The sequence below is a fragment of the Chitinophaga flava genome (assembly GCF_003308995.1).
GTDB lineage: Bacteria > Bacteroidota > Bacteroidia > Chitinophagales > Chitinophagaceae > Chitinophaga > Chitinophaga flava.
Map to the genome: position 1 here is coordinate 3,350,136 of NZ_QFFJ01000002.1, position 19,010 is coordinate 3,369,145.

General features: G+C 48.1%; 15 protein-coding genes. 13 read left to right on the plus strand and 2 right to left on the minus strand.

What is annotated here, in order from left to right; translation table 11 throughout:
* Position 1 precedes the first annotated feature (1 nt).
* Entirely contained in the window at positions 2 to 1,333 is a 1,332-nt protein-coding gene (gene xylA / locus DF182_RS28840) for a xylose isomerase (RefSeq protein WP_113619217.1), read from the plus strand.
* Between the two features lie 114 nt (positions 1,334 to 1,447).
* Here xylA and DF182_RS28845 read toward each other — a convergent pair whose 3' ends face one another.
* Entirely contained in the window at positions 1,448 to 2,332 is an 885-nt protein-coding gene (locus DF182_RS28845; RefSeq protein WP_113619218.1) for an AraC family transcriptional regulator, read from the minus strand.
* 214 nt (positions 2,333 to 2,546) lie between these two features.
* Here DF182_RS28845 and DF182_RS28850 point away from each other — a divergent pair, with 214 nt between their 5' ends.
* The 11 genes from DF182_RS28850 to DF182_RS28895 all read left to right on the plus strand — a co-directional run bounded on the left by DF182_RS28850 (position 2,547) and on the right by DF182_RS28895 (position 15,835).
* Complete coding sequence (locus DF182_RS28850) at positions 2,547 to 3,557, plus strand: zinc-binding alcohol dehydrogenase family protein (protein WP_113619219.1); 1,011 nt, start codon at positions 2,547 to 2,549, stop codon at positions 3,555 to 3,557.
* 10 nt (positions 3,558 to 3,567) lie between these two features.
* Positions 3,568 to 4,581, plus strand: a complete 1,014-nt coding sequence (locus DF182_RS28855) for an aldo/keto reductase (RefSeq protein ID WP_113619220.1) — start codon at positions 3,568 to 3,570, stop codon at positions 4,579 to 4,581.
* Between the two features lie 135 nt (positions 4,582 to 4,716).
* A complete protein-coding gene (locus DF182_RS32190) occupies positions 4,717 to 4,920 on the plus strand; it encodes a hypothetical protein (protein WP_147243578.1) in 204 nt (67 codons plus the stop codon).
* Positions 4,921 to 5,053: 133 nt separating this feature from the next.
* Positions 5,054 to 7,141: a beta-galactosidase gene (locus DF182_RS28860; protein ID WP_113619221.1), complete on the plus strand. Its 2,088-nt coding sequence runs from the start codon at positions 5,054 to 5,056 to the stop codon at positions 7,139 to 7,141.
* Positions 7,142 to 7,278: 137 nt separating this feature from the next.
* Positions 7,279 to 8,811, plus strand: a complete 1,533-nt coding sequence (locus DF182_RS28865; protein ID WP_113619222.1) for an alpha-N-arabinofuranosidase — start codon at positions 7,279 to 7,281, stop codon at positions 8,809 to 8,811.
* 74 nt (positions 8,812 to 8,885) lie between these two features.
* A complete protein-coding gene (locus DF182_RS28870) occupies positions 8,886 to 10,535 on the plus strand; it encodes a ribulokinase (protein WP_113619223.1) in 1,650 nt (549 codons plus the stop codon).
* A gap of 1 nt (position 10,536) precedes the next feature.
* Complete coding sequence (locus DF182_RS28875; RefSeq protein WP_113619224.1) at positions 10,537 to 11,241, plus strand: L-ribulose-5-phosphate 4-epimerase; 705 nt, start codon at positions 10,537 to 10,539, stop codon at positions 11,239 to 11,241.
* 11 nt (positions 11,242 to 11,252) lie between these two features.
* The gene (gene araA, locus DF182_RS28880) at positions 11,253 to 12,728 is read left to right on the plus strand and encodes an L-arabinose isomerase (RefSeq protein ID WP_113619225.1); all 1,476 of its coding nucleotides are present in this window, start codon (positions 11,253 to 11,255) and stop codon (positions 12,726 to 12,728) included.
* A gap of 18 nt (positions 12,729 to 12,746) precedes the next feature.
* Complete coding sequence (locus DF182_RS28885; protein ID WP_113619226.1) at positions 12,747 to 14,429, plus strand: sodium:solute symporter family transporter; 1,683 nt, start codon at positions 12,747 to 12,749, stop codon at positions 14,427 to 14,429.
* 52 nt (positions 14,430 to 14,481) lie between these two features.
* On the plus strand, positions 14,482 to 15,198 hold the full coding sequence (locus DF182_RS28890; RefSeq protein WP_113619227.1) for an NrtR DNA-binding winged helix domain-containing protein: 717 nt from the start codon (positions 14,482 to 14,484) through the stop codon (positions 15,196 to 15,198).
* Between the two features lie 37 nt (positions 15,199 to 15,235).
* Complete coding sequence (locus DF182_RS28895) at positions 15,236 to 15,835, plus strand: hypothetical protein (RefSeq protein ID WP_147243579.1); 600 nt, start codon at positions 15,236 to 15,238, stop codon at positions 15,833 to 15,835.
* 42 nt (positions 15,836 to 15,877) lie between these two features.
* On the opposite strand, the gene DF182_RS28900 is transcribed toward DF182_RS28895, so the two are convergent.
* Positions 15,878 to 16,789, minus strand: a complete 912-nt coding sequence (locus DF182_RS28900; protein WP_113619229.1) for a sugar phosphate isomerase/epimerase family protein — start codon at positions 16,787 to 16,789, stop codon at positions 15,878 to 15,880.
* A 446-nt stretch (positions 16,790 to 17,235) separates the two neighbouring features.
* Here DF182_RS28900 and DF182_RS28905 point away from each other — a divergent pair, with 446 nt between their 5' ends.
* Positions 17,236 to 18,882, plus strand: coding sequence for an alpha-L-fucosidase (locus DF182_RS28905; protein WP_113619230.1), 1,647 nt, complete (start codon positions 17,236 to 17,238; stop codon positions 18,880 to 18,882).
* Positions 18,883 to 19,010: the final 128 nt, after the last annotated feature.

Below are 19,010 nucleotides of genomic sequence, written 5' to 3' on the forward strand. Positions count from 1 at the left end.
TATGAGCATTACACTTGGAAATCACGAATATTTTAAAGGCATCGGAAAGATCAGCTATGAAGGACCGCAGTCAGACAATCCACTCGCCTATAAGTGGTATGATGAGAACCGGACCATTGCAGGAAAATCGATGAAGGAACTTTTCCGCTTTGCTGTCAGCTACTGGCACACCTTCTGTGGTACCGGCGCTGATCCCTTCGGACCGGGTACCAAAAATTTCCCCTGGCTTGTATCTACGGATGCTGAACAAAGCGCAAAAGACAAGATGGACGCAGCGTTTGAGTTTATCACCAAACTGGGATTGCCCTACTACTGCTTCCATGATGTAGATCTGATTGATGAAGGCGCAGATCTTGCTACCTACGAAAAACGTATGCAGCTGATAGTAGACTATGCCCGCCAGAAGCAGGCAGCCAGTGGCGTTAAGCTGCTCTGGGGTACGGCCAATGTATTCAGCCATCCAAGGTATATGAACGGCGCTGCCACCAATCCTGATTTCACCGTATTGACCTATGCTGGCACACAGGTGAAAAATGCATTGGACGCCACCATAACATTGGGTGGAGAGAATTATGTTTTCTGGGGAGGCCGTGAAGGATACATGACATTACTGAATACAGACATGAAACGGGAGCAGGAGCATCTGGCGCGCTTCCTGTCTATGGCCCGTGACTACGCACGGAAGCAGGGTTTTAAAGGAACATTCTTTATTGAACCTAAGCCCTGCGAACCTACCAAGCACCAGTACGATTTTGACAGCGCCACTGTAATTGGTTTCCTGCACCGGTATGGACTGGAAAAGGACTTTAAATTGAATATTGAAGTAAACCACGCTACGCTGGCGGGTCACACTTTCCAGCATGAGCTGCAGGTAGCTGCAGATGCCGGTATGCTGGGCAGCATCGACGCCAACCGCGGAGATGCACAGAATGGCTGGGATACGGACCAGTTTCCGACCAACCTGAATGAACTCATCGAAAGTATGCTCATTATCCTGGAAGCCGGAGGATTCTCCGGCGGAGGCGTGAACTTTGACGCCAAAACCCGGCGTAATTCGACAGACCTGGAAGACATATTCCATGCGCATATCGGAGGCATAGATACTTTTGCGCGGGCCGCCGTAATTGCGGAAAAAATATTGACGCAAACATCCTATAAAAAATTTCGCCAGGACCGCTACGCCTCATTTGATACAGGCAAAGGCCGGGAATTTGAAGAAGGGAAGCTTTCACTCGAAGACCTCCGCCACCTCGCCTTTGCGGGAGGAGCACCAGTACAGATCAGTGGAAAGCAGGAGTGGCTGGAGAACCTTATCAACAGCTGTATCTTTTAGTGGATGCCGGTACAAAAAGCATACAAAGCGCAGCAGTTCCCTGCTGTGCTTTGCCATTATATAACATATGGCAGTCGCAGCATTTGAAAAATGATGTAGAGGATATTGCTGCTATTATTTCGGTATATCGCCACTAGCAAGAAGTCGTATTCTCTTTTTATAGTTTCCGGGATTCTCCCCGGTTTGTTTTTTGAAGAAACGGTTAAAATAAGCATTGTTCCCAAATCCAAGGCCGTAAGCAAGGTCCTTGATGCTGATGTCTTTAGTCATCATCATCCGTTGGGCCTTTTCTATTTTCTTTTCATTGATATACTTTCCGGGCGTACTACCTATTTCTTTTTTGAAAAGGCGAATGAAGTGGTCTTTGGTGAGAAAACCGGCTGCTGCCAATGCGTCCACGCTGATGGGCTTATGCAGGTGGGTACGTATGTAATGCAGCGATTGCAGGATACGTTTGTCTATATGGAGGTTCTTATCGGTGGCCAGTAGCAGGAACCTGGACAAGACCTGTTTGATGATGCCTTGTGCCTCCATTTCGTAGCCGAGCGGCACGGCTTTCTGGCGCGCTATATTTCTGACAAGCGTAGGAAGGTTGTCATATGACCATGGGTCGAAGTGGGGCAGTTTCCTCTCCGGATTAATGCCGGCAAGGCGTTTGATCAGCCGGATAATCAGCGGATCGGCTTTTATTTCCACAGGAGCGTCTATCAGGTCAAAGATGCTGGTCTGGCTGCCCACTTCTTCATAAATATGAATATAGTGCAAAGACAAATGCCCTTCGCATTTGTATCCGTGATTGGTATATGCCGGTGTAAGATACAGATGGTTTTTTTTCAGTTCATAGGTTTTGTCTTCCCGGATAAGGCTGGCTGTCCCGCTTTCTACAAGGTGTACCCTGATAAAAGGGCTACAAACGTTGCGCCAGTTCCAGTCAGCATTATGTACAGCATGGCCGATATTCAGCAGGATAAAATTGAGGTAGGTCAGTTCTTTGCTCATAGCTGATAATGTCTGGATAATAATATATCGATAAAGTACAACTTTTTATCGATATCGGTAAAGTCTGGAAGTTATACGATAGGTACTTTTGAAAAAAAATGTCAACGGTATTTTTCAAGAAGGAACGGGATCTGATGGTCTTGTTTTGTTGTCTTTAGTCATCTATGCCGACAACTACCGTTCCGGAACAATGTCGCTTTTTAAACAGACGTCCATGAGGATAATTTCTTGTATTAAGCCGGGGGAGTTGGAATACCGTGATGTTCCGGAGCCGGTATGTTTACCTGGTCACTCCATCATAAAAATCCGACGTATCGGGATATGTGGTACCGATATCCATGCTTTCGGAGGTACACAACCTTATTTTAGCTATCCTCGTGTGCTGGGGCATGAGCTGGCGGCTGAATTTGTGGAAGGCGATGCGCCGCGCCTGCGTAAAGGAGATATGGTCACCGTCATTCCCTATCAGCATTGCGGTACCTGTATTGCCTGCCGTAGCGGGCATACCAATTGCTGCCAGCATATGCAGGTGATTGGCGTGCATACTGACGGTGGAATGGCAGATTTGCTGATGGTGCCATCACACCTGCTACTGTCTGCCGAAGGACTGGACCCCGACCGGCTGGCGTTGGTGGAGCCTTTTGCTATTGCAGCGCACAGTGTTAGACGGGCTGCAGTATTGCCACAGGAAAATGTGCTGGTGGTAGGAGCAGGGCCCATCGGGCTGGCAACAATGGAAATGGCGGCTATTGCAGGGGCTAATGTACTGGCCATCGACGTGAATGATAACCGGCTGGCCCGTGCGGAAAAGATAGAAGGTGTAAAAGCGGCCTTCAACGCGCTGGACGGGCATCTGGAAGAGCAACTAAGAGATGTCACCGATGGTGATATGCCCACCATCGTGATGGATGCTACCGGCAATCTGAATGCGATCAATAATGCCTTCCGTTTCATGTCGCATGCAGGCAGGTATGTGTTGGTGGGACTGCAAAAGGGAGACATCTCTTTTAGCCACCCGGAATTCCATAAACGCGAAGGTACGCTGCTCAGCAGTCGCAATGCTACCCGGAAAGACTTTGATTGGGTACTGGAAAATATCCGTGTTGGCAGAATCACCCCCGAAAAATACATCACGCACCATATACACTTTAACGATATGGTGGAGGAATTCCCTTTCCTGATTGCCGATGCGAATATTGTAAAGGCAATGATCAGCCTCGATTAAAACAGTTTTCATGCGTTCACCACTGTTAATAAACGGGCAGCCGTTGCCGGAATTGATTTTCGGTACCAGCGGCCTGGGTAATCTATTTGTCAGCATCAGCCGGCAGGAGAAATTTGATATTGTAAAGGAATGTATACGCCATTCTCCGGATATGGTGGTATTTGACTCAGCAGGCAAATACGGGGCGGGGCTGGCATTGGAAATGCTGGGGACTGCGTTAAAGGATGTGCAGGCGGCCCCGTCGAAAGTAATTATCAGCAACAAATTAGGATGGTACCGCACCGAACTGAAAACACCGGAACCTACCTTTGAACCCGGCGTATGGAAAGACCTGCGGCATGATGCGGTGCAACGGATCAGTTACAACGGCATCATAGAATGTTTTGAACAGGGCAACGAGTTATTGGGAGGCTTTACGCCGCAAATGGTTTCTTTACATGATCCGGATGAATACCTTGCTAAAGCAAAAGATGCTCGGCACCGGATACGGCTATACGACGATATCCTCCATGCTTATCAGGCACTTTTTGATCTGAAAGAAAAAGGACAGGTGGCTGCAGTGGGCGTTGGCGCCAAGGACTGGAGGATACTGCAACAGATAGCGCAGGACATCCCGCTGGATTGGATGATGGTGGCAAACAGCCTGACGGTGTTTTCCCATCCACCTGAATTATTATCCTTTGTAGAGGCGCAGGATAAGAAAGGGATTCACATTATCAACTCGGCTGTTTATCATTCAGGATTCCTGCTCGGTAGCGATTATTTTGATTACAGAAAGCTGGATAGCGGTCGCCGGGAGGATGCACCTTATTTTGAATGGCGGAGTCGTTTTAACCGGATATGTACGGAACATCAGATCAAACCGGCGGAGGCATGTTTAAATTTCGGCTTGCATGTTCCCGGTGTAAGGAGTGTGGCGGTTAATACAACGAAGGCCGCCAGGGTCAGCGAAAATTTTATGATGATTGATAAAATCATTCCGCCTGCTTTCTGGGAACAAATGCAGGCAGCCGGATTGATTTAATAACAATGAGACCGAGATTGACGAAAACAGGCAGTAGAAAAGGTGTTTTGCAACAAATCAGCCCTCTGATTGAAACAATAGAGGACCATCAATACGGATACAGCGTTCTATTTTTACAATACCTAATCCACGTATATGAAATTTCGACTGTACCGGGGCCACCAAGGCCCAAGGCAATTTGTTGCATTATTGAAAGCATTTGTTGCCCATCTGTCTGTACCAGGTATATTATTTATCCCGTCCTCATTTTCCGGAGATATCGCCGGATGGTGTTTGGGCTCCGGTAAAGATGCGGCTTACCGGGAGCATCCGGCGCACCACCGGCGATACTCATTTTGATGACACGCTCACACTGCACAACAGCGATACCCTTGATTTCTCGAACATTTATGCAATCGGATTTCTATCCGGTTGTGTCGTTAATATCAAGGTCGTCAAAATCAAATGATAGTTTAATTATAAAATCTGGTAAATGAAGAAGCGTATTTTGCTGTTATGGTTTTTGTTGATACTGACGGTATCGCAGGTGTTTTCCCAGCAGGACAATCCCTTTTTTCCTGCCAGGCGTCTGATCACAACGGGTATTTATTATTATCCCGAACATTGGGACCCGGTTCTCTGGGAGCGCGATATCAAAAAGATTTCGGAAATGGGGTTTGAGTTTGTGCACCTCGCGGAATTTGCGTGGTTTAAAATGGAACCAGAGGAGGGAAGGTTTGACTTCGTGTGGTTAGATAAAGTGGTGGACCTCTGTGCAAAATATCACCTGAAAGTAGTGATGTGCACGCCTTCGGCTACTACGCCTGCATGGATGCGCCATCAGTATCCGGAAACTTTCCTGATGTACAGCCAGTATATCCGTGGCGAACATGGTACCCGCGGTTTGGGATCGGTGGTGAACCCGCTATATCGCCGATTCGTGGAAACCATCGTTACTAAAATGGCACAACGTTATGGAAAAAACGAAAATATCATCGGCTGGCAGCTGGATAATGAACCGGATGCCAAGCCCGATTTCAGTCCCTCTTCGCAGGAAGCATTCCGGCAATGGCTGAAAAATAAATACCATTTCATCGATACGTTGAACGCGGTATGGGGCACAGCTTTCTGGAGTCAATGGTACAACAACTTTGATCAGATTATTGCTCCGAATGTGAACCTCGTTGGCTGGTGGGGCAGCAACCCGCACGCCGTACTCGATTTCAAGCGCTATCTGGCGGATGCACAGGCGGATTTTCTCGATTTTCAGGCCAATACCTTACGGAAGAATGTTTCACGGCATCAGTTTATTACCACCAATTACACGGCCGTATCTCCGGGCGCTGACCCAGGTCGCACGAAGATGCTGGACTTCGCTACCTACACGGCTTATCCGAATGGGGGAACCAATAACATCGGCAAACAAGGGTTCCGATTGGGCAATAGCAACGTGATCCTCTTTGCTGCCGAATATTATAAATCAGTGGGCGGCGTTAGCGGCGCCATGGAAATACAGCCAGGAACTGTGAACTGGGGCAACTTTACACCGTTACCGTTGCCGGGAGCAGTTCGTATGTGGCTCTACCACGTTTTTGCCACCGGTGGAAAGCTGGCCTGCTCTTATCGTTTCCGCCAGATCAACTACAGCGCGGAACAGTATCATTCTGGTATTATGGAGACAGACGGCGTAACGCCGTCACCGGGCGGCCATGATTATATGCAGTTCATGAAGGAAATGAACATGCTGCGGAAGGAAGCCGATACCCAAGCCGCATTACCGGAAAAACTGGCGAAGCGTTCCTCTGCAATCCTTTGGAATCTGGAGAACTATTGGTCTTTCGATCAGCAACGGCAAACCAGACAGTGGGATTCCTGGAATTATCCGATCAAATTCCTGCAGATAGCCAAATCCTTCGGAGCTCAGGCAGACGTGGTTGGAGAGACGGCTGATTTATCCAAATACAAATTTGTAATCATACCTGCCTACGAACTGGTGGACAGTAGCCTGATAAAAAAATGGCAGGAATATGCAGCCAATGGAGGGCATTTGATCATTACCTGCCGCACGGCAGCGAAAAACCGCGCAGGATACCTGTGGGAGGCCGGTTGGGCTGCACCTTTATCAACGCTGATAGGCGCCCGCATTAATTCCTTTGATATGCTGCCGGATCAATACTACGGAGACGTACAAACGAAGTCTGGCCACTATAGTTGGAACAATTGGGGCGACCAGCTGCAGCCTGATAAAAACACGGAGGCGGTGGCAGTTTACAACGATCAGTTTTATAAAGGCGCTGCCGCCGTGGTAAAACGCCGGCTCGGCAAAGGCTCCGTCACCTATATCGGTGTAGACACCGATGACGCAAAACTGGAAAAGGACGTATTGCGGGATATCTATACAGCTGCAGGGGCCACTACGGAAAATTATCCGCCAGGCGTGTTTGTCTACTGGCGTGATGGTTTTTATGTGGCAGTGAACTACGCTTCTGATGATTACACCATGAGTATCAGCGGAACAGCCAAAATATTGATTGGAGAAAAGACTGTAAAACCGGGCGGCGTGCTCGTCTGGAAAGAATAATTCTGTTGAACAAAAATAAAATGAAAAAATGTTGGTATGTAGTGGTAGACTAATCAGTGAAAAATTATAATTGTAAATTTGACAAATATTATGTTACTTTGAAACAATCAATCAAGAATCGCTAATAATTCCGCGTCATGAAAAATAGGTTCCATTCTTTTTGTGTGGGGATCTGTTGTCTGTTGGTAGCTTCACCGGCATTGCAGGCCCAGAATAAAATCACTTTCCATACAGATACGCCAACACAGACAATCAACCGAAATATCTATGGTCATTTTGCCGAACATTTGGGTAATTGTATCTATGGCGGCTTTTATGTGGGAGATACTTCCCGTATTCCCAATATTAATGGGGTAAGGAAAGATATTATCGCCGCGTTGAAAGCGCTGAAGATACCGAACCTGCGCTGGCCGGGCGGTTGTTTTGCAGACACTTATCACTGGAAAGATGGTATCGGGCCTAAGGAAAAAAGACCTGCGATCGTCAATACCTGGTGGGGAGGCGTTACGGAGAATAACAGTTTTGGTACACACGATTTCCTGAACATGTGCGAAGAGCTGGGCACAGAACCTTATCTGGCCGGCAATGTGGGCAGCGGCACCGTGCAGGAGCTGGCTGACTGGGTGCAGTATGTCAACTTCTCCGGTAAAAGCCCGATGTCTGACCTGCGGCTGCAAAACGGCAGGCAACAACCCTGGAAGGTACAGTACTGGGGCGTAGGCAACGAAGCATGGGGCTGCGGCGGAAATATGAGACCTGAATATTATGCGGATATCTATAGAAAGTACGCCACGTTTATGAGCGGTAATCTTTTCAAAATTGCTTCAGGCGCCAATTCCTCCGATTATAACTGGACAGAAGTACTCATGAAGAACATTCCGCTGCATATGCTGGATGGGATGGCCTTGCACCATTATTCCGTGATCGAATGGAATAAAAAAGGTGATGCGGTTGATTTTTCTGAAGAGCAGTACTTTCAGACTATGCGTAGCGCCTGTTTTATGGACACGCTGGTCCGCCGGCATTCAGCCATCATGGACAAATATGATCCGAAGAAAAAAGTAGCGCTGGTAGTGGATGAATGGGGTGGCTGGTATAACGTGGAGGCAGGTACGAACCCCGGTTTTCTCTTTCAGCAAAACACTATGCGGGACGCGATGATCGCAGGCGTGACCTTAAATATCTTCAATAATCATTCCGACAGGGTACGCATGGCCAACCTGGCACAAACGGTAAATGTGCTGCAGGCGGTGGTCCTCACCAAAGGTGAACAACTGATACTGACGCCGACTTATCACGTCATGGAAATGTATAACGTTCATCAGGATGCCACGCTGATCCCCATTGATATTCAGAGTAACAAGTATACTTACAAAAATGAACAGCTGCCCGCAGTGACGGCTTCTGCGTCCAAAGACAAATCGGGCATTACACATATTTCTTTGGTAAATATAGATGCTTCCAAAGTGCAGGAAATTACAGTACAAACCGGAGCGGCCTATAAAGCTGTCGCCGGCCGTATCCTTTCCTCCGCCAAACTACAGGACCATAACAGCTTTGCACGGCCGGACAAGATCAAACCGGTGGCGTTTAATGGTGCTACGCTGAAAAATAATATGTTGACGGTGAAGCTGCCGCCATTCTCTGTGGTGGTGCTGGAACTGAAATAATAACAGACCTCGTGGCTTATCATGACTGCACAATGGTGTGGTCCTGCTATTACTATGCCTTTTAAAAATGAAACATGAGCGCTTCCTTTGTAATAGGTGTTGACTTTGGAACAGATTCTGTAAGATCTATTATTGTAGATACCCGCAATGGCGATGAGGTGACGGCTGCGGTGTTTCACTATCCGCGTTGGAAGGATGGTTTATACTGCAACGCTGCCCATAGCCAGTTTCGCCAGCACCCGCTGGATTATATAGAAGGACTGGAAGCTACTATCGGGCAATGCCTGCAGCAGGCAGGCGCCCATGTGGCCCGACATATAAAGGCGATATCCGTGGATACTACTGGCAGTACGCCGGTCGCAGTAGATGAAACCGGTATGCCGCTGGCGATGCAGCCGGCGTTTAAGGATAACCCCAACGCCATGTTTGTGCTGTGGAAAGACCATACGGCACTTCGTGAAGCGGCGGAGATCAACGCCGCGGCAGCAACTTTCCCAGGCAATTATCTGCGTTTTGTCGGCGGCGTTTATTCCTCTGAATGGTTCTGGGCCAAATGGCTGCACATCTGGCGTGTAGACGAAGACGTTAGAAATGCCACCTACTCCTGGGTAGAGCATTGCGACTGGATTCCCTTCCTGCTGACAGGCGGTACGCATGCCAGTCAGCTTAAACGCGGCATCTGCTCCGCCGGTCATAAGGCGCTGTACGCAGAAGCGTTTGGCGGCTTGCCGCCCGACAGCTTCTTCTCGGCCATCGATCCATTATTGCAGAACGTAGGCAGACGGCTATTCAGCAAAACCTACACCTCCGGCGAAGCTGCCGGGCATTTGTCCGGAGAATGGGCAGAACGCCTCGGGCTGAGTACAGAGGTAATCATCGGTATCGGTGCTTTTGATGCACATATGGGCGCCGTAGGCGGACAAATAGAACCTTATCATCTCAGCAAGGTAATGGGCACTTCTACCTGTGACATGCTGGTGGCGCCGTTGGAAGAGGTGAAAGATACACTGGTAAAAGGCATCTGCGGACAGGTACCGGGGTCCGTGATTCCCGGTATGATGGGCATGGAAGCAGGGCAGTCCGCCTTCGGAGATGCATACGCATGGTTCAGCAATTTATTGTCATGGCCCCTGCGGCATCTTTTCCCACATGATACCATCCTGCTACAGGAGGCTAGTAGCAGGATGATCATTGAACTATCGAAAGAAGCGGCTACCATCATACCTGACGCACACAGTGAATCGGGGATAGACTGGCTCAACGGCCGCCGCACACCCGATGCAGATCAGTCACTCAAAGGAACGCTCACTGGACTGAACCTGGCATCCGACGCGCCCAGGGTCTTCAGGGCAGTGGCAGAAGCCACCTGCTTTGGCGCCAAGGCCATCGTGGAGCGTTTTGAGTGGGAAGGGGTACCGGTAAAAGGACTGATAGGCATTGGCGGGGTGGCAAAAAAATCTCCCTTTATAATGCAGATGATGGCTGATGTAATGGGCATGCCTATACGCATTCACCGCTCAGAACAGACCTGCGCTTTGGGCGCGGCCATGTTTGCCGCTACAGCTGCTGGTATTTTCCCTAAAGTGGAGGAGGCCATGCAGGTAATGGGGCAGGGCTTTGAGACCACTTATTCTCCTGATAGGCAACGTAGAGGGATATACGAAGACAGATACAGAAAATACAAAGCGTTAGGTGCTTTTACTGCTAACATGAATATTGATTAAGATGAGCACGCAAAAATACCAGGTCATCCGCGAGGCTGCCTATGAAGCCAACATGCAACTGCCTGCATTGGGGCTCGTCATTTTTACCTTTGGCAATGTGAGTGCGGCCGATAGGGGCGCGGGTGTATTTGCTATCAAACCCAGCGGAGTCCCTTATACGGAGTTGTCTCCGGAAATGATGGTCGTCGTGGATTTTAATGGGAAAGTGATAGAAGGGGATTTACGGCCTTCGTCCGACACGCTTACCCATGCGGTATTATATAAACACTGGGAACATATCGGCGGTATTGTGCACACCCATTCCACCTACGCTACTGCGTGGGCCCAGAGCCAGCGCGATATCCCTATCTATGGCACCACCCATGCGGACCATAACACGCTTGATATCCCGTGTGCGCCTCCGATGCCTGATGAGTTAATAGCCGGTGATTATGAGTACCAGACTGGTTTTCAGATCATGAACACACTGGCGGAGCGGCATTTAACATATGAAGATATTGAGATGGTCCTCGTAGGAAACCATGCGCCTTTCACCTGGGGCAGCACCCCTGCAAAGGCCGTCTACAATAGCGCGGTACTGGAATCCATCGCTCAGATGGCTTATCTCACGGAATCTATCAATCTCTGCGCGCCAAGGTTAAAGGATTCCCTGATAAAAAAACATTACGAACGCAAACACGGTCCCAATTCCTATTACGGGCAATAAAACCATATGGTATGATTGATCTGAAAAAATTAGAGATCTGGTTGGTCACCGGAAGCCAGCATCTATACGGAGAAGCCGCCTTAAATCAGGTGGCAGGGCATAGCCGGGAAATAGCTTCAGCACTGAATAGTACTAGTCATATACCCGTTTCCGTTATCTGCAAACCGATTGTCACCACCCCGGAAGAGATCTATGCCGTATGCATGGAAGCCAATGCGGCAGTGAACTGTATCGGCGTGGTGATGTGGATGCATACCTTTTCTCCCGCTAAAATGTGGATACGGGGTCTGAAAGCGCTGAAGAAGCCGGTTTGCCACCTGCATACGCAATACAACAGGGATATTCCCTGGAGCGAAATAGATATGGACTTCATGAACCTCAACCAGAGCGCACATGGCGACAGGGAGCTGGGATTTATGATGAGCCGCATGCGCATGAACCGGAAAGTGATTACCGGTCACTGGAAAGATACAGCAGTGCTGGCAGAGCTGGGCGCCTGGAGCCGTGTGGCTGCCGGTTGGCACGACTGGCAAGGCGCACGTTTTGTTCGCTTCGGTGATAACATGCGGTACGTGGCCGTAACAGATGGAGATAAAGTAGAGGCCGAAGCAGTGTTCGGTTTCTCTTGTAATACACACGGTATTGGCGATCTGGTAGCTGTGATCAACAGCATCCCGGACCATGCAGTGAATACGCTGGTGGAAGAATACGCAGATGCCTACACGATTGCTGCTGTGCTGCTGAAAGACCCGGCCCTGAAAGATGCAGCGAGGATAGAATTAGGCCTGAAAGCTTTTCTGGAAAATGGTCAGTATAAAGGGTTCTCCGATACGTTTGAAGATCTGCATGGCATGGTGCAATTACCGGGCCTCGCGGTGCAACGGCTGATGAAGGCAGGCTATGGCTTTGCCGGCGAAGGAGACTGGAAAACGGCGGCACTGGTACGCGCCATGAAAGTAATGGGCAGTGGGCTAGCCGGAGGCAACTCCTTCATGGAAGATTATACGTATCATTTTGACCCGCAGAATCCGATGGTGTTGGGAGCGCACATGCTGGAAATATGCGAATCCATTGCCGATGGTAAACCGTCGTGCGAGAAACATCTGCTGGGCATAGGCGGGAAAGCAGATCCTGTGCGGCTGATATTTAACACAGCCGGTGGCCCGGCTATCAACGCCTCTATTGTGGATATGGGCAACAGGTTCCGCCTGCTGGTGAATGAAGTGGAGGCTGTGGTGCCGCCACACGATTTACCGAAATTGCCGGTTGCACGTGTATTATGGAAGCCGTATCCTGATATGAAAAAAGCCTGTACTGCCTGGATACTGGCAGGCGGCGCGCATCACACCTGCTTTAGCCAGAACCTCTCGTCTGTTCACATGCAGGACTTTGCAGATATGGCAGGTATTGAACTCGCGCTGATTGACAAACACACCGAGCTGAGAACATTCCGCAACGAATTGCGCTGGAACGATACGGCTTATTAAACTGATATATCCCCAGTTATGAAAAATATACTTTCTGCCAACGATATCCTTGTATTCATCATTTACTTTTTAGTGGTAGCCGGTTATGGCTATTGGGTGTACAGGAAAAAGAAAACAGACAATCCGGATGCGAAAGATTTTTTCCTCGCGGAAGGTTCGCTTACCTGGTGGGCGATTGGCGCTTCGCTGATTGCTTCCAATATTTCCGCAGAGCAGTTCATTGGCATGAGTGGTGATGGTTTCTTTGTTGGTATCGCCGTTGCGGCCTATGAATGGATTGCTGCCATTGCATTGATTATCATCGCGGTTTGGTTTATTCCCATCTATCTGAAGAATAAAATTTACACCATGCCACAGTTCCTCAAAACGAGGTATAACGAAACGGTGGCATTGATCATGGCTGTTTTTTGGTTGTTTTTATATGTGTTTGTTAACCTCACTTCTATTCTGTATCTGGGTGCTTTGGCTATCAATGGTCTGCTGGGCGGCACCTATCTGCATGTTGTTATGATCGCTTTATCTGTATTTGCCATCCTCATCACATTGGGTGGTATGAAGGTGATCGGCTATACGGACGTAATACAGGTGAGCGTATTGATCATTGGCGGATTAGCCACAACTTACATGGCACTCACGCTGGTGAGCGAGCATTTCGGGCTGGGCAGGAATGCGCTGGCTGGTTTTAACGCTTTGATGAAAGACGCGCCCGATCATTTTCATATGATCCTTGCCAAACCGGATGCTGCCTCTTCCCAGGAGTACATCAACAAGTATCTGGTGTTGCCGGGCATACTGATGTATGCAGCAGGGCAATGGATTGTGAACCTCAACTATTGGGGCTGTAATCAGTATATTACGCAACGGGCGTTGGGCGCTAATTTGCAGACGGCCCGCAATGGCATACTATTCGCCGGGTTACTGAAAATCATGATGCCCATTATTGTTATGCTGCCGGGTATTGCGGCTTATGTACTGCATAAAAACGGGCAGCTGCCGGGGCTGGAGAACAAAGATGGTGCTTATGCGGCGATACTGGGTTTTCTGCCATCTGGTCTGAAAGGACTTTCCATAGCGGCTTTGACGGCGGCCATTGTGGCCTCGCTGGCAGGGAAGGCCAATAGTATTTCCACCATCTTCACGTTGGATATCTACCAGAAATACATGAATAAAACGGCTTCCCAGCGGCAACTGGTATGGACAGGCCGATGGGTGGTGATTGCAGCTATGTTGCTGGCCATCGGTTTTACCTGGAATGACCTGCTGGGCATCGGTGGGGCAGGTGGGTTCACTTTTATCCAAAAGTATACGGGATATATCAGTCCGGGTGTTTTTGCCATGTTCCTGTTGGGTATGTTTTGGAAGCGCACCACCGGCACGGCAGCCGTTGCGGGTATTGTCACCGGCTTCACCCTGTGCGTGTTTTTTAATCAGTTTGCGCCAGCAGTATTGGGCCATGAAAACCTCCTCTATACAGCCTATCCCAATGGTAGCGGAGGGTATGAGATCCCTTTCCTGATCTGTATGGGACTGGCTTTTATGTTTACCATGATTGTAATGGTACTGATCAGTTTGGCCGGCCCCAGGGTCAATCCACGGGCCTTTGTACTGGATAGGGAGATGTTTAAAATATCGCCGGCCACGACGGTGCTGATTGTCATTACCCTGTTACTGATTTCGGCCCTGTATATACGTTTTTGGTAAGGGGATGGAGATTCGGGATCTGGTTTGTACTTTTGTTGCCTAATTGTTTTGTATGAAGAGATATGCACAGCAAACAAGGTTATTAGTCGCTGTTGACTGCATTATTTTTGGTTTCGACGGACAGGAGATAAAGTTGCTGCTGATCCAGCGTGGTTTTGAGCCTTGTAAAGGCAAGTGGAGCCTGGTGGGTGGGTTTGTGCAGGAAGAAGAAAGTGCGGAGGATGCCGCTGCCCGTGTACTGAAAAACCTTTCCGGCCTGGATGGTATCTATATGGAACAATTACATACTTTCAGCGCGCCGGACAGGGATAGCGTGGAAAGAACAATATCGGTGGCTTATACCGCCCTGATAGACATCAAGCGTTACAGGCAGCTGCATGAAGATTTTCATGCAGTTTGGTTCCCGATCAATCATCATCCTGAATTAATATTTGATCATGATGCGATGGTGAATCAAGCCAAGGAGAGATTGCGTTATAAAGCCGCGCTGCACCCGCTATTGCTGGAGTTATTACCTCCGAAGTTTACACTTCCTCAACTGCAGCAGCTATACGAATCAGTGTACAACACCACTTTTGATAAGGGGAATTTCAGCCGGAAGATCCTGTCAACCGGCTTGCTGGTGAGATTGGCAGATAAAGATAAGCTGAGCTCCAGGAAAGGTGCGTTTTATTATAAGGTGGATAAGAAAAAGTACAATGTCAACTTACATTCTTTTCTGAACTTCGTGCCGGATGCACATTTGAAAAAATCTGCATCCGGACGTTAGGCAACTATATGCTCTAAACCCTATATCCTTTCACGTTATGTCAGTATCCCTTAAACGGCTGCATCGTGCATCCGGTATTGTCCTTGCCTTCTTTCTTTTGCTCCATATAAGCAATCACCTGTTTGCGCTGGGTGGACCGCATTGGCATATAACGGTCATGAATATACTGAGACATATATACCGGTTCTGGTTGGTGGAGCTTGTATTATTGTTCTGTGTGGGCTTCCAGGTAGTCAGTGGGCTCGGACTTGTGATCCGAAAGGGATTTGTCCGCCAGCCTTTTTACGTAGTGATACAAGTATTAAGCGGACTTTATTTGTCCTTTTTTATGATTTATCATGTACAGGCTGTATTGCGCGGGCGATTTCAGTGGAAGATGAATACCGATTTTTATTTTGCTGCCGGGGTGGCAAACCATTATCCGGAGAAATTGTTTTTCATACCTTATTATACGCTTTCACTGGTGGCTGTGTTCGCACATATTGCTGCGGTGCATTATATCAAAAGAATGGAGCAACAGCCGGAGGAGCCTCTCCAGCGCAGGTATAAGAACGAAACACTCGCTATTTGTATAGCAGGCGGGGTGGTTACTTTCCTGATCATGATCGCTTTTACGGGCGTGTTGTATAAGATTTAAAAAGGCATTTCCGATATCCATGATACCGGAAACGCCTATACTTTATAAGTACTTTCGGAGGTTGTGCTTAAAGAAGTCTGCATTTTCGGTAATACTGTCCATAGCATCGCCGGTGCGGAAGTTGCCGCCTTGTTCCAGGAAATAATATTGCATGCCTGCCAAGCTCACATCCGGTAGTATTTTCGTATAGTCGATAGCGCCTCTTCCTAATTCAGTATAGTCTTCTGTTTTGCGGTCCATGTCTTTGATATGCCACATCACAAAGCGGCCCGGCTGTTGTTTGAAAAATTCAACAGGTTGTTTTTTGGCGGCGCGCACTATCCAGTACATATCCATTTGCAATTTCACCAGATCGGGGTCTGTTTCTTTCATAATGATCTGATAACCGTTGATGTTGCCATGGTCAATAAACTCAAAATCATGATTGTGATAAGCAAAACCAAGACCTGCTTTTTTTGCCCTTGTTCCGATGGTGTTCAGTTTGGAGGCCAGTAATTTAAATTTATCGATGCTCCTGTCTTCCGGCGCCAGCCATGGCCAGGTGATATATTTTTGATCCAGTTGTTTGGCGCCTTCAATACATTGATCAACATAAGAGAGGAGTTCTGCTTCCGGTACATTGAGGTATTTAAACAGATCATAGTGGCCGCTGGCAGTGGTTAATCCGTTGTCCTTCAGCAGCAGATTGAAATCTTTTGCGCTGCGGCCATAGTAGCCGATGTGCGCAGGGTCGAAGCCATACGTTTCCACATCCTGATAGCCCAGGCGGGCTACTCTTTTAAGCGTACCGGCAACGTCTTTTTCCATGGCTTCGCGGATGGTATACAGCTGCAAGCCCATTTTAAATCTGGGTTTGGCCAATACAGCAAAGGCTGATGGGGAGATGAAGACTGCCGCCGCAGCCATACCGGATTGGGCGAGGAAATTGCGCCGGTTAATGGTGTTCAGTTTCATAGATAACAGATTAGGTTTATTAAAAATAAAAATAAATAACTGTTAAATTGACAAATTATTTTGTGATAACGAAGGATAATTTATTCTGCTTATCCAGCCTGTTTTTAGGCTTTATGGGCTGATAACTGCGATGTGCTTATGTACTGTATTTATGTTGCAGAAAAAATAATTGTAAAATTGACAATTTTTTATTTTCTTGCAAGCAGATAGAATTCCACGTTATGCACGCAGGTTATTTTCCTGCAACAGTAGTCGCTTGAAAAGTGCTGCCAACTTACCACACTGTTGCAGGAAAATTTCTAACCGCCTCGCAAAACATATCCCGCTTCATATATCCTAAAATTGCCACTTCAGCATAACAATCATCACGTAGCATACTGTGTTTTTTATCAAACAGAATTATTTTTTGATACTATTTCCTTTTAATACAAAAAAATATTCTAACCGTGAATAGAAGATCACTTATCAAATATCTTGGGTTAACTGTTCCTGCTTATTTATTGTCAAAGCAGGCTGGTGCATCATTTGGTGGGCAGCTGGCTCCATACGCCGCACCGGGGCCTTTTACCGCCAGCTGGGATTCTTTGCAGCAATATGTTGTACCTGAATGGTACCGCAATGCCAAGTTCGGCATATGGGCACACTGGGGGCCGCAGTGTGAGCCGGAGTATGGAGACTGGTACGCGCGTGGCATGTATATAGAAGGGAGTGACCAGTACAAATACCACCTGCAGAAATACGGACATCCTTCTAAGTTCGGGTTTAAGGATGTTATCCATCAGTGGAAAGCAGAACAGTGGGACCCGGAGCAGCTGGTGGCTTTATACAAACGGGCCGGCGCGAAATATTTTTTCGCCATGGCCAATCATCACGATAACCTTGATCTCTGGAACTCTCGTCACCATGCATGGAATGCGGTAAACGTAGGACCTAAAAAAGATCTCATTGGTGGCTGGGCCAAAGCTGCCCGGAATAACGGATTGCCTTTTGGGGTGAGCATACATGCGGCCCATGCATGGACGTGGTATGAAGTAGCACAACGTGCAGACAAAAACGGACCGCTCGCTGGCGTGCCCTACGACGGCAAACTGACTAAAGCAGATGGCAAAGGCGCCTGGTGGGAAGGACTAGACCCGCAACTGCTCTATGCGCAAAACCATCCGCTGAGCGAAAACAGCCTTGATAACGAGGCCCTCATCCGGCAGTGGAATTGGGGCAATGGCGCAGCGGCGCCGTCAAAAGCTTACTGCGATCAGTTCCTGAAAAGGACGATTGATCTGATAGATAAATATGAACCGGAGCTGGTTTATTTTGATGATACCGCCTTGCCGCTGCATCCGGTCAGCGACGTAGGACTGCAGATAGCGGCCTATCATTACAACAAAAGTATCAAACGTAATAAAGGCAAACTACAGGCAGTGCTGAACGGTAAAGTACTGAATGAAATGCAGCGCAAATGCATGGTATGGGACATCGAACGCGGACAGAGCAATGTGATTGAGCCATTCGCGTGGCAAACAGACACCTGTATCGGCGGATGGCATTATGATAAGCGGTTCTTTGAAGGTAAATGGTATAAGTCCGGAAAAACCGTTATCCAGACCCTGGTAGATGTGGTGAGCAAAAACGGAAACCTTCTGCTCAATATTCCTGTAAAAGGCAATGGCACCATCGATGAGCAGGAGAAAACAATTCTTGAAGAAATAGCCGCCTGGATGGCCATCAATGCAGAATGCATATTCGACACAAGGCCCTGGAAGGTACTCGGTGAAGGTCCCGCGATGGAAGGAGCTGCCCCCATTTCAGCACAAGGATTCAATGAAGGCAAAGGTAAACCGTTAGCCGCTGGTGATATCCGTTTTACCACCAAAGGAGATGCGCTGTACGCTGTCTTACTGGGTTGGCCCGATGATAGAAAAATGAATATCAAAAGTCTCGCGGCAGGAAATGCATTACGGCCTGAAAGAGTCAACAGGATTGATTTGTTAGGAGGTGGTGAGTTACACTTCCAACAGAACATGGATGCTTTAGAGGTTGTATTACCGGAAAATAAACCTGCATTCCCATATGCAGCAGTTCTAAAAATCAGATAAGCTGTTGAAATGAAAAGATGGATGCTAATTATCATTTAACGGAAATAATCACAAGGCTGACCTGTCCGGTCAGCCTTTTTAAAATCTGCACAATCTCCACATCCAACATCATAGTCCAGGACTTTAGT